A 14,415-nucleotide genomic window follows, 5' to 3' on the forward strand; every position below is an offset into this window, starting at 1 on the left:
TGCGTTTGTTATTAACGCAAAGAGGGCGTGTTGATATTTTTTCTCATCGTCACAAGGATATATTTTCGTCGAAAAATGAGAGAAGCTGGCAGGTGAATATCCACGCACTAAAAGAAAAATATCTGGTTTTTTATGCTTTATTTATTGCTTCTGAATACGAATTAAATATTTAAATCCGCTAATTTCCCACTAGCATAACGACTCAGGGTGAATGTTAGTAGAGGGTTAACAGTGAGTGAATGCATAGTTTCAGGAACACAGTGGGGGGCACAAAACCCCATCCGCGAGGACGATCTTGCGACAAGGATCGATGCCTTACCGGCTTCCGCCGGGCTGTGGCGATTCATCGCCTTGCTGTCTCTTGGCGGTTTTTTTGAGCTTTACGATCTGTTTCAAACTGGCTACATCAGCGCCGGGCTCATTGCTGATGGGATCTTTCATACCGGGCAGCAGGGTGTGTTCGGTATGGCCGACCAGGCCGCATTTGCTTCCGCGACCTTTCTGGGTCTCTTTATCGGTGCCAGCCTGCTGAGCCCCTATGCTGACCGCATTGGCCGACGCGCGACCTTTATGTATGCCCTGCTCTGGTACGGGCTGTTTTCCCTCGTCATGGCGTTCCAGCATCAGGCGGAATGGGTGATCTTTTTCCGTTTTATGGTGGGGATCGGGCTCGGCGTTGAACTGGTGACCATTGATACCTATCTGACAGAGTGGGTACCCGCTCACCTTCGCACCCGCGCATTTGCTTTCGCCTTTTTCATTCAGTTTCTCTCCGTCCCTGCCGTGGCGCTGATGTCGTGGTGGCTGGTCCCGCAGACGTGGTTTGGCCTGAGCGGATGGCGGTTCGTGGTGATTGCCGGCGCGCTGGCGTCCATCGTCATCTGGCTTGTACGTAAGGGGCTGCCGGAATCGGCACGCTGGCTGCTGCAGCAAAAGCGCTATCTGGAGGTGAGGAACGTCATACATGAGATGGAAAAACGCTGCGGTGCCGACGAGCAGGCTGATTTCCCTCTCCGTGCCGGGCAGCACAGCGACCAGGCTTCCCCCAAGGGCAGATTTAAGGACATCTGGTCCCCGCGCTATCGTGGCCGGGTTGTCATGCTGGTGGTGATGAATATCTTTCAGGCGATCGGCTTTTTTGGCTTCGGAAACTGGCTCCCTGCCCTGCTGTCCGGCAACGGGACATCGGTCACGCACAGCCTGCTGTATGCCTTTTTCATCACGCTGGCCTATCCTCTCGGCGCGCTCATCTGTAGCCGCTATGCCGATCGGATGGAAAATAAATGGCAAATCGTCTTGTCCTGTCTGACCACGGTCATCTTTGGTTCGCTGTTCGCGCTTCAAAGCAACCCGCTGCTGTTGATTGCCTGCGGCTTCTTTATTACCTGGTCCAATGCCTGGCTGACCTACAGCTACCACTCCTATCAGTCTGAAATTTTCCCCACCCGTATTCGGGCGCGTGCGGTCGGCTTTTGTTATTCCTTTAGCCGTTTATCCACCGTATTCAGCAGTATAATTATCGGCCTTATCTTGCAATATAGCGGCTCGACGGCAGTCATTGCCTTCATTGTAATAAGTATGCTGATTGTGATGCTGACCATTGGTATTTTTGGCCCCAACACGCGCGGTATCGACCTGGAAAATATTTAATCACCGTGACTAATGAAATGCCGTCTCACGCCGAGTGAGCGGCATCCATGATTATTTTTGCTGCCCCGGAAATAATTGCGCCGTCATGGCATCTCCTTTTTTACAGTTTTTTCCTAAAGCCGCTTCGCTTCGTCTGTGACATGCTGAATCACGCTCATAACCGATAACGTTAAATGAGGATATTATGAAAAAAACAATTATCGCATTATCTGCCGTTCTGCTGGCTTCCCCCGTTTTTGCTGCTACCACACATGCAACTGACGACACTGTCGCCGCGGCGAAAGCAAACGCCAACGACGCGAAGCAAAAACTGCACGAAGAACAGAACAAAGGTGAAGAACTGAAGCTGAAAAACGAGCATGCCGCAGAAGGTAAAAGCGAAAGCTTTGGCAGCAAGGTCAGCGAAGACTCCCAGAAAGCCTGGCATAAAACCAAAGAAGGCACCGAAAAGGGGTGGGATGCCACCAAAGAAGGTGCTGAGAAAGGCTGGAATAAAACCAAACAGGGTGCCAGTGAGTTAGAAAAGAAAGTCACTGAGTAATCCCCAAAGAGGTCGCGTTAGCGGCCTTTTTTTTGTCTCTCCGAACAAAGACGCAAGATACCAGCGTGGCGTGCAGAAAAAGATCGGTGTTGCTATCAACCGAATGTATTTACCCTTCTCTCAACGACGTTTAGCGCGCTCTAATTAGCAGAAATTTGTCTGCGCATCAGAATATATTTTATTACTTCAAAAACATAATATATCTTACATCAAAAATGTTACCCTAACTTAAACACGAATTAAGCAACCATAAATAATATAATTTAAAATAAAGGGTAACTTTCTTTCTGCCGCATTAATTTACTTCTTAAGAAACGTTCAAAAAGATGTCAGGCTTTAATAAAAAACCTTCAAAAACAGATGGTTAATTATTTGCATCGATAATTAACATCAATATATTAATGCCAACTTCACAATATCCACCTGTATTTACAGCAGCTTAATTTGCATATCGAGACTTTTCTGACTATATCATTTTCATACCGTTTCGGATTAATTCCTCTATTAATTACAGGGTTATCTAGAGCACAAAAAAAAGAATACGCAATATTTTCCATCAAATAAATAGATTCGCTCTGATGTTGCCACTCTATATCCTGGCGGGCATCGTTCGCTCTAAAAAAAATACGGTGAGTACTGCTTAATTGCAGTGACTCCGCCGGGGGCGCGCTTTTCCCTTCATAAACAGATGGCTCATCTTGCACGCCGTTCACGACAACTCGTCTGGAGTAATGACTAAATGAGCCAAATCTCTGTTATATCGAAACTTACTGGCGTGGAAACCACCACCGAGGGCACCCAGGTTACGCTGAGCCATTCCTCTATCGTGGAGCTACACGTAGAGCGAACCGATATTTCTCATTTTGCCCGTAGCGGTAACGATCTGGTGGTGACGCTGCACTCCGGCGAGGTGATCACACTAAAAAACTTCTACGTCACGGATGCCCAGGGCGTGAGCCAGCTGGTGCTGGAGGAGAGTGACGGCGCGCTGTGGTGGATTGAGGACCCTACCGGGGCCGCCACATACGAATCAATCGCCTCCACGGACGTATTACTTGCCGCGTCAGGGAGTGATGCAGGCGGTGCCGCCGTCTGGCCATGGGTGCTGGGTGGTCTTGCGGTAGCGGGTGGGATTGCCATCGCGGCGGGCACCGGCGGAGGTGGTGGCGGTGACGATGATGACAACAGCAACCCCGGCAATCCGGGCACGCCGACGGATCCCGATACCACGGCGCCAACTGCGCCAACCAACTTACAGTTCTCCGACGATGGCAAAACCGTCACGGGTACCGCGGAGCCGGGCAGCACCGTCACGCTAAAAGATGCCGACGGTAACGTGGTCGGCACCGGAAAAACGGGCAATGACGGCAAATTTACCATCGTGCTGGATAAGCCCCTGACCAACGGCGAGGTGATCACCGCTACCGCGACGGATTCATCCGGTAATACCAGCCAGGCCGGGCACGTCACCGCGCCCGATACCACCGCACCGGATGCGCCCACCAATCTGCAGGTATCGGATGACGGCACCACCGTCACGGGTCGCGCTGAACCGGGCAGCACTGTCACGTTAAAAGATGCCGACGGTAACGTGGTCGGCACCGGGAAAGCTGGCAGCGATGGCACATTCACAATTGAACTGGGTAAACCGCTGACCAACGGCGAGCAGCTTACCGCCACCGCGACGGACACCGCGGGCAACACCAGCCAGCCTGGTCAGGTCACCGCTCCAGACTCCACCGCGCCGGATGCGCCAAACCTTCTCATCGTAAACGATAATGTCGGCACGGAAACGGGCCCGCTGGACAATGGCCAGCGCACTGACGACGCCCGCCCTACCCTCAGCGGCATTGGCGAAGCCGGAACCACCCTCACCATTTACGATAACGGCACCCAGATCGGCACCACCAAAGTGGATGCTAACGGCAACTGGAGCTTTACCCCAGCAGGCAATCTCGCCAACGGAAGCCACACCATCACGACCACGGCAACCGATGCGGCGGGCAACACCAGCGCGCCATCGACCGCCGTGACCTTTATCGTCGATACCGTCGCCCCGACGGCGCCGGTCGTCATCAGCGTTGTTGATGATGTCGCCCCCATTACCGGTACGCTGGGCAATGGCAGCAGTACCAACGATCCGCGGCCACAGCTCACCGGTACCGCAGAAGCAGGCTCAACCGTCACCATTTATGACAACGGTATCGCGATCGGTACCGCCGTGGTAGCCGCTAACGGAAGCTGGACGTTTACGCCCTCCGTGAACCTCAGCGAAGGCAGCCATCAGCTGACCGTGCGTGCCACCGACGTCGCAGGCAACACCGGCCCAGCCTCCCCGGCGTTTACCCTTACCGTGGATCTCACCGCACCGTCAACGCCGTCTGCATTCGTGGTTAATGATGATACCGGAAGCCTCAAAGGTGCCATCAGCGCAGGACAGTTTACGGATGCCTCACAGCCGCGTCTGACGGGCAGAGGTGAACCTGGTAGCACCATTACCGTTTACGATAACGGCGCGCTCGTAGGGACTGCCACGGTGCAGCCTAACGGCACCTGGAGCCTGACCCCGACATCACCTCTTGCAGAAGGCGCGCACTCGATTACGGTGCGTGAAACCGATGCGGCAGGCAACCAGAGCAGCCTGTCCCAGCCGATTAATTTCATCGTTGACACCACACCGCCGGATCAACCCGTCATTTCTCTGAATCCGGCTGGCACGCAGATTACCGGCACCGCCGAGCCCAACAGCAGCATTGTGATCACCAACAGCGACGGAGACGTCATTGGCCGTACGACCACGGACGGCAACGGTAACTTTGTTGCCACGCTTACCCCTGCGCAAACCAACGGCCAGCTGATCTCCGTGGTGGCGTCTGACGCTGCAGGTAACCAGAGCACGCCAGCGACCGCTACCGCGGCCGATACCACCCCGCCAGCCCTGCCCGGCAACCTCGTGGTGTCCGACGATGGTCAAAGCGTCAGCGGGACGGCAGAACCGGGCAGTACCGTCACCATTAAAGCCCCGGATGGCACAGTCATCGGCGAGACGACAGCCAATGGCGACGGGACCTTTAGCACGCCAATCAGCCCGTCCCAGACAAACGGCGAAGTGCTGACGGTTATCGCAACCGATGACAGCGGTAACGTTAGCCTGCCGGCTACGGCCACTGCACCTGATTCGACGCCACCTCTCGCGCCGGATAACGTCGTCGTGTCCGGCGACGGCACAACGGTCACGGGCACCGCTGAACCGGGCAGTACGGTGACTATTCGTGAAGGTAACGTCACGGTGGGTCAAGGCAAAGCCAATGATGACGGTAGCTTCAGCGTCACGCTCACGCCGCCAAAAGCCAACGGCGAAAGTTTGACCGCAGATGCCACCGACGCCGCAGGCAACACGGGGCCAACAACCCCTACCGTTGCGCCGGACATCACGCCTGCGCAAACGCCGGTGATTATTTCCGTGGTGGATGATGTGCAGGCCACCACGGGTCCTGTCGCCCAGAATGACCTCACTAACGACCGGACGCCCACCATCAACGGGACGGGTGAACCCGGTACAACCATTACCGTTACCAGCGGCAGCACCGTCATCGGTACCGTGACCGTTCCGGCGTCCGGTGAATGGAGCATTACCCCAACGGCACCGCTGCCTGATGGCGGTCACGTCCTGACGGCAACGGCGGTCGATGGAGCAGGTAACCCGAGCGGATCCTCAAATACCTGGAGCATCACCGTTGATGGCACTGCGCCGGTCGCACCGGTCATTACGCAGGTCGTGGATGATGCCCCTGGACGCACCGGCCCGCTCGATGCCGGTGAAACGACAAACGACGCCACCCCGACGCTCAACGGTACCGCCGAGCCGGGTTCAACAATCACCATTCGTCTTGATGGCAACGCTATTGGTACCGCGCTGGTCGACAGCAACGGTGCGTGGACCTTCACGCCCACAACGCCATTGAGCGAGGGGCCGCATACCCTGACCGCCGTCACCACCGACGCGGCGGGTAACACTAGCCCGGCATCCGGCGGCTTTACGCTGACGGTCGACGTTACGCCGCCGGTGGCGGCCACTATTGAGACGGTGCTGGATAACGTGGGTCCGGTGCAGAACCCGCTTCAGGACGGTGATACGACGGACGACACCCAGCCTCAGCTGCAGGGGACGGCACCGGCGGACACCATCATCACGCTTTATGATGGTAATACCCTGCTCGGCACAGCGACTGTAACGGGGGGAACATGGACATTCACGCCAACCACCCCGTTAACCAACGGCCCACACTCCCTGACGGTGCACGCCACGGATGATGCCGGTAATACGACGATTTCGCCTCCGTTCGTGCTCACTATTGATACCATCGCGCCTGATACACCGGCGATACCGGATATCACCGTAAACCCGGACGGCAGCACGCCGGGTACCGCACTGAACCCGGGTGAAACGACCCGCGATACCACGCCAACCCTGAGCGGAACGGGCAACCCGGGTGACGTGGTGAATATTTATGATGGCACGACCAAAATCGGTGAATCTCTGGTGGACGGTGACGGCAACTGGACCTGGACGCCGAACCCACCGCTGGGTAACGGGACCTACGATCTCTCCCTGACGGTCACCAATCAGGATGGCGCAGGCAACGAAAGCGCCCCGTCCACACCGGTGACGATCACCATTGATACTGAAGCCCCTCTGGCCCCAACGGTGCCGGTCGTGACCGACAGCGTGAGCCAGATCACTGGCCCCGTAGCCGACGGCGAAACCACCAACGATCCGCGCCCGGTATTGAGCGGAACAGGTACGCCAAACGATGTGATCACCATCTATGACAGCCGCGATGGCGGCACAACGACGACAGCCGTAGGCACGGTGACGGTAGACGGAAACGGCAACTGGAGCTGGCGCCCTGAGAGCAACATTGGGGAAGGCACGCATGAATATACCGCCACGGCCACCGATGAGGCGGGCAACGAATCAGATCCGTCAACCGGCATCACCATTACGGTAGACACGATCGCGCCCGATACACCGGCGATCTCGGCCATCGGTGGTGCACAAAACGGTGGTTCTACGACGGATAACACCCCAACGATCGGCGGAACCGGTCCTGACGGTGAAACGGCGATCATTTACAACAACGGTGTTGAACTGGCGCGCGTGGATATCGTCAATGGCCAATGGACATACACGCTTCCGACGGCCCAAACAGACGGCCCGCTGAATATTACCGTTGCGGCAGTGGATAGCGCAGGTAACGTCAGTGCGCCAGGCCCGGTCTTTACCGTGACGATCGATACGCAGGCTCCCGCGACGCCAGCTATCGACGCGGTTTCTGATAGCCAGCTCACCAACGGCACTCTGTACTCACGCGACGGCACGCCAACGCTCTCAGGAACAGGTGAGCCCGGAACGATCATCACCGTCACCGTGGATGGCACCGCCTCAACGGTGACCGCGACGGTACAAGCTGACGGTACATGGGAGTGGACCTCGCCTGTAACATTAACGGATGCCCCGCATACCTTCTCGGTCGCCGCGAACGATCCTGCCGGCCTCAGCTCCGGCAGCTCTCCAACCCTGAACGTCACGGTCGATACCCTCGATCCCGCCGCGCCGACGGGGATCAGCGTGGCCGCTCAGGGTACCCCGATGACCGGGAGCGCCGAAGCAGGCTCCACCATCACCGTAACTGATGCTGACGGCAACGTGGTTGGCACTGGCGTTGCTGCCAGCGGCGGCAGCTTCTCTGTTGCGCTCAGCCCTGCTCAGCCAAATGGTGCAGTGCTGACCGTGACGGCTACCGATGCCGCAGGTAACTTAAGTCCTGATGCCTCCTACACCGTCACCAACACTTTACCTAATCTCCCTGACGTGCCGATCATCACCGCTATCAATGATGGTGTTTCCCCGGTGACGGGTGATGTAAAAGACAAAACGACCAACGACACCACACCAACCCTCGTCGGCACAGCTGAAGCAGGCAGTATCATCACCATCTATCAGGACGGGGTACAGATCCCACTGATTAACGTGGTTGCGGACGCGAACGGTAACTGGAGCTATACGCCGGTTCTACTTACTGAAGGGGAACACACCTTTGAAGTCACCGCCACGCTGAATTTACAAACCAGCGGACGCTCTCCTGTCGCAACCGTCACTCTTGACCTGACCGCACCCGACACACCGGCTATCGGCTCCATCATTGATGACGTCGGTCCGGGCATTGGGCCATTGAGCGACGGTCAGACCACCAACGATAACCGCCCAACGCTGAACGGCGTGGGGAACGTGGGTGATACGATTACCATTTACAATAACGGTACTCCGTTAGGCAGCGTGGTCGTCGGCTCAACGGGCACATGGACCTACACCCCGCCTGCGCTGGCTGATGGCGATCATACCCTGACGGTCCGGGCCACCGATCCGGCGGGCAACGCGAGCGGACTCTCTACGGGCATCACCATCACCGTTGACACCGTCTCTACGACGCCGGTGATCACCAGCGTGACCGACGACGCGGGGAATGCCGCGACCGTAGTACCTAACGGTGCGCCAACCAACGACGCCACGCCAACCCTGACCGGGACGGCGGAAGCGGGCAGTGTCGTCGTTATTTATGATGGCACAACGCAGATCGGTATCGTGGCAGCAGACAGCGTCACCGGCGCATGGACCTTTACGCCTGAAACCGCCCTCGTGGAAGGCTCTCACTCCTTCACCGTCAAAGCCACCGATCCGCAGGGCAACGTGAGCCAGACCTCCAACGCCTGGAGCGTTGACATCGACCTGACGGCGCCAACGGTGCCGACGCTCGATACGGTTAACGACAACGTGGCGGGCGGCGTGACCGGTAACCTGACCGCCGGCCAGGTCACCAACGACAATACGCCGACGCTGAGCGGGACCGGTGCGCTGGGCAGTACAATCCACATTCTGAATAATGGGGTGGAGATTGGTACCACCACGGTAGACAGCAACGGCAACTGGACCTTTACGCCTGGCACTGCGCTTGGCGATGGCAACTATAACATTCGCGTCAACGCCACGGATGCCGTAGGCAACGTCTCGGCTAACTCTCCGGTATTCGCCTTCACCGTGGATACCGCAGGCCCTGACGCGCCGGTTGTAACGACTGTCATTGACGATGTCGGGCCGGTCACCGGGACGCTCCTCACCGGCAACAGCACCAACGATGCGCGCCCAACCTTCAACGGCACGGGCGAAGTCGGTGCGACGGTTCATGTGATTGTGGATGGCACTGAAATTGGCACCGCCGTGGTGAACGCTCAGGGGAACTGGACCTTTACCCCGGGCACGGCGCTCGGTGAAGGGCTGCACGCCATCACCTTCAACGCCACCGATACGGCGGGTAACACCGGCGCCACCTCGCCAGCGTTTAATCTGACGGTGGATACCGTCGCACCGCTGGCACCGGTCTTTACGCCAGCAACGGATAACCAGGGTACCGTTCTCAACCCACTGACCTCGGGGCAAAGTACCGACGACACTACGCCAACGCTGAACGGAACCGCAGCGGCCAACGCCACTATCACCCTTTATGAAAATGGTCAGCAGGTCGGAACCGTTCAGGCCAACGGCAGTGGCGTATGGAGCTTCACGCCTGCTAACCCGCTCAGCAGCGGCAGCCATACCTGGATCGCCACGGCAACCGACGCGGCAGGCAACGTCAGCCCGGCTTCACCGGCCTTTACGCTGATTGTCGATACCACTCCACCGAATGCGCCGGTTATCTCGCAGGCTATCGATGATGTCGGCACGGTGACGGGCGCGCTTGGTTCAGGGCAAAGCACCGACGATACCGTACCGCGTCTTGTGGGCACCAGCGAGCCGTTTGCTACGGTGTACATCTATGAAGGCACAACGCTTGTCGGCACGGGCACTGCAGACGCCAGCGGCAACTGGAGTATCTTGCTCAACACGACGCTGGCCACTGGCCCGCACAGCTTTACGGCACAAGCCACCGATGCGGCGGGCAATACCAGCGCGTCATCAGCCACCTTCACGCTGACCATCGACACCACGCCGCCAGCGCTGCCGGTGCTGACAAGCATCACGGATGACGTCGGTAACGCCGCCACGCCAATCGCCAACGGTGGCTTAACCAACGATGCGCAGCCGACGCTCACGGGCACGGCAGAAGCGGGCTCGACGGTGAAAATCTTCGATAACGGCGTGCAGATAGGCAGCGTCGTTGCGACCGGCGGAAACTGGAGCTTTACCCCTTCTCCGGCGCTGGGCGACGGCTCGCACAGCCTGACCTTCTCGGCGACCGATCCGGTAGGTAACGCCAGTGCGCAAACCCCTGGGTATGTGATTAACGTTGACGCAACCGCGCCAACCGCGCCGGTTATCAGCTCTGTTGTCGATGACGTGGGCACCGTCACCGGTCCGGTGACGGGCAGCAACCCGACCAACGACACGCGCCCTACGCTCAACGGCACCGCGGAAGCCAACGCCACCGTTCGCATCTATGACGGTACGACGCTTGTGGGTACCGTGACGGCGGATGCCAACGGGAACTGGACGCTACCGCAAACCAGCACCACGCTGGCGGAGGGGCAACATAACTTCACCGCCACGGCGACCGATGCGGCAGGCAACACCAGCGCACCATCGTCGGTCACCACCATCACCGTTGACCTGACGCCGCCAGCGGTTCCTTCCGGCCTGGCGGTGATCACCAACGGGACGCACGTCACCGGTACCGCCGAAGCGGGCAGCACGGTTACCATCACCACCAGCACCGGTACGGTCCTCGGTACGGCGGTAGCGGACGGTAGCGGCAACTTTAACGCCACGATCTCCCCCGCGCAGACGGGAGGAGAGTCGCTAGTGGTCTACGCCACCGACAAAGCCGGAAACGCCGGTGTGAGCGCATCGGTTACCGCGCCGTTCACGACGCTGCCGAACGCGCCGGTAATCGCCACCATTACCGACAACGTCGGTACGGTCACCGGTAATCTGACCAACGGCAAAACGACCGATGACACCACGCCAACCCTGAGCGGAACGGCGCAGCCTAACGCCACCGTCACGCTCTACAATAACGGCGTCGCAATGGGCAGCGTTGTCGCCGACGGATCGGGCAACTGGACCTTCACCACTCCGGCGATGAGCGAAGGCTCCCATGCGTTTACTGCCACCGCGAGTAACGGCTCGGGAACCGGTCCGTTCTCTTCCGCCACGACGGTGATTGTCGACCTCACCGCGCCAAACACGCCAACCGGCAGCTTTAACGCCGACGGTAGCGTCCTGACGGGTAACGCCGAAGCGGGCAGCACTGTCACCATCCGTCTGGCAGATGGCAGCACGGTGACCACAACGGCAGGCAGCAACGGTACCTACAGCTATACCTTCCTCAATAAACAGACCGAAGGTCAGACGCTGCAGGTCACCGCGACCGATGCCGCAGGTAACGTTTCGCAGCCAGGATCGGCCCTCGCCCCGGTCGTGCCGCTGTCGGCCAGCAGCAACGTTGAAGAGTTGGACCTCACCACAACCGCAACGGTCACCAACTCGCAGTACAGCGATTACGGCTTCCTGCTGGTGGGCGCGCTGGGTAACGCGCTGACGCTGCTCGGCAATGACACCGCGCAGGTCGGCTTTACGGTGGGCAGCGGCGGCAGCGCAGACATCACCGTCAACGCCAACGCCACGGGTGCAGTGCTGTCGCTGCTCAATACCCTTGAACTGGTGGTGCAGCGGTTCGACAGCGTCAACAACACCTGGACAACGGTAGTGGATACCGGCCAGCCGCAGTTTGCCGATCTGCTCACGCTCGGGGCGACCGGCGTTTCGCTGAACCTGAACGGCCTGGCCAACGGTCAGTATCGCGTCCTGAGCTACAACACCAACCTGCTGGCGACGGGCTCTTACACCAGCATTGATGTGGGCGTGAAAGAGACCAGCGCAGGCACCGTCACCGGCGAAACCAGCCTGGGCGGCAACGTCATCCTCGACGTTGACCCGACTACCGGTAGCGATAACGCCCCGGCGGGCACCACGGTTACCGCCGTCACTAACGCGCTGGGGGTAACCACCAGCGTCACCGCCGACGGCACGGCAATTCAGGGGCAGTACGGTACGCTGACCATCAACCGCGACGGCAGCTACACCTATACCCTGACGAATACCAGCGCCTCGGTGATTGGCCGTACGGAGAACTTCACCTACACCATCTCCCACAACGGAACCAGCGCCTCGGCGAACCTGGTGCTGTCGCTGGGAACAGGCACGGCCACCAGCGGCATCGTGGCCGTAGATGACACCGCATCGCTGACCTTTGACACCACCGTGAGCGCCATTAACAACGGCACCTCGTCGCAGGGCGGCTTTACCGTGGTCGGGATTAACCTCGGTAATACCCTGGGCCTGAATCTGCTGGATGATTTGAGCAATCCGATCATCTACAGCGTGGAGGAAGGCACCACCCGCACCATGACCATTCAGGCCTCCGTGGGGGGCGTAGCGCTGGCCTCGGTGTTTGACCTGTACATCTATAAGTTCAACGATGCGACCCAAACCTTCGAGCAGATGCGCGTTCAGCCGGGCTGGCTGCGCGCGCCGCTGCTGGGCGGCACCTCGTCCACGCTGACGCTGAATCTGCCGTCCGGGGAGTACCTCTTCCTCCTGAACACGGCGGCGGGGATCACCGCGCTGACGGCCTACACGCTGAACGTGCTGGAAGACCACGTCTATAGCGTGGCAAGCGTCGGTACCAGCACCACCGGGGATGTGCTGGCGGATGACGTCGCGCCATCCGGCACGCTGGTGACGGAAGTAAACGGCGTGGCGGTAAACAGCAGCGGCCTCACCACCATCGTGGGGGAATACGGCACGCTCTCCATTAACGCGTCCGGTCAGTACACCTACACCCTGAAGAGTGGCGTTGGCGCTGACCACATCAGCACGCCGGATACCTTCGTCTACACCATTACCGCGCCGAACGGTGCCAAAGATACGGCCTCGCTCAACATCACCCCAACCGCGCGGGCGATGGATGCGGTGAACGATGTCAGCACCGCGATGGACGTGACCTCGGTACACCATACAACGGCCTACTCGGATACAACCGTAGGGACGGCGAGCTGGAACGCCGCGCTGTTGGCATCAACCCAGGGTAGCGGAAACGGTACCTTCGTGGTGGATCCGAATACGGCCCTGCACAACGTGGTCTTGACCTTTAACGTCGCATCGCTCCTTTCTCTGGGCGGGTTGACGGTGGACTGGACGATAACCAATGGCGCGACCACCGTAAGAAGTGGTTCATTCAACGGCGGGCTGCTGCTGGGCGGCACAGCCACCATCAACCTGACGGGACTGGATCTGGATGCAGGTACCTATACGCTCAGCTATACCGGCAAAATGGGTCCACTGGCTGCGGGGAATATCACCATTACCCCAAGCGTCAGCGGCACCGCCTACTCCCTGACCCAGTTCGACTCCACCAGCGGTCATACCGTCAACGGCAACATCTTTGACGGCACCGACTCCGCCGGGGCAATGGATCAGCTGCACTCGGTGGATACTCGCCTGAGCATCACGGGCTACAACGGCGTGACCACCACCCTGGATCCTTACACCGGCAGCACTGCGGTGAACATTGTTGGCCATTACGGCACGCTGGCGATTGCGGCAGACGGTCATTACACCTACAGCCTCAACGCCGGGGTATCGCTCTCAACCATCACCTCGAAGGAGGTCTTTAACTACACCCTGACCGACGCGACCGGTAAAACGGATACCGCCTCGCTGACCATCAATATGGCGCCGCAGTTCATCAGCTCTGAACACAACGACGTCATTACCGGTACGGCTTACGGCGATACGCTGATTTACCAGGTGCTGAACAGCACGGCAGGTAACGCAACGGCGGGGAACAGCGCGGGCGACCACTGGACCAACTTCTCGCTGGCGCAGGGAGACAAGATCGACATTGGCGATCTGCTGGTGGGCTGGAACGGCAGCGCGTCGACGTTGGGTAACTATCTCACTGTTTCACAAAGCGGTGGCAATACTGTGATCTCCATCGACCGTGACGGTACGGGGGCCGCCTACACTAAATCTGCACTCGTTACGTTGGATAACGTTCAGACCACCTACGACGAGCTTGTTAACCAGCAGCACATCATTACCTGATAGCAACAGAACCACCTGACCCGGGCGCACAGCGCCCGGGCACAACAATAAAGCTGTACCA

3 protein-coding genes are annotated in these 14,415 nt (G+C 58.7%); all 3 read left to right on the forward strand.

What is annotated here, in order from left to right:
• The first annotated feature begins 243 nt into the window (after positions 1–243).
• The 3 genes from AC2T6E_RS15025 to AC2T6E_RS15035 all read left to right on the forward strand — a co-directional run bounded on the left by AC2T6E_RS15025 (position 244) and on the right by AC2T6E_RS15035 (position 14,354).
• Positions 244–1,650, forward strand: a complete 1,407-nt coding sequence (locus tag AC2T6E_RS15025) for an MFS transporter (protein WP_458667986.1) — start codon at positions 244–246, stop codon at positions 1,648–1,650.
• 184 nt (positions 1,651–1,834) lie between these two features.
• Positions 1,835–2,191, forward strand: coding sequence for a hypothetical protein (locus AC2T6E_RS15030; protein WP_042713370.1), 357 nt, complete (start codon positions 1,835–1,837; stop codon positions 2,189–2,191).
• A gap of 739 nt (positions 2,192–2,930) precedes the next feature.
• Positions 2,931–14,354, forward strand: a complete 11,424-nt coding sequence (locus AC2T6E_RS15035) for a BapA/Bap/LapF family large adhesin (RefSeq protein ID WP_486692364.1) — start codon at positions 2,931–2,933, stop codon at positions 14,352–14,354.
• Positions 14,355–14,415 lie beyond the last annotated feature (61 nt).

This window comes from Enterobacter sp. B79-1, assembly GCF_057444735.1.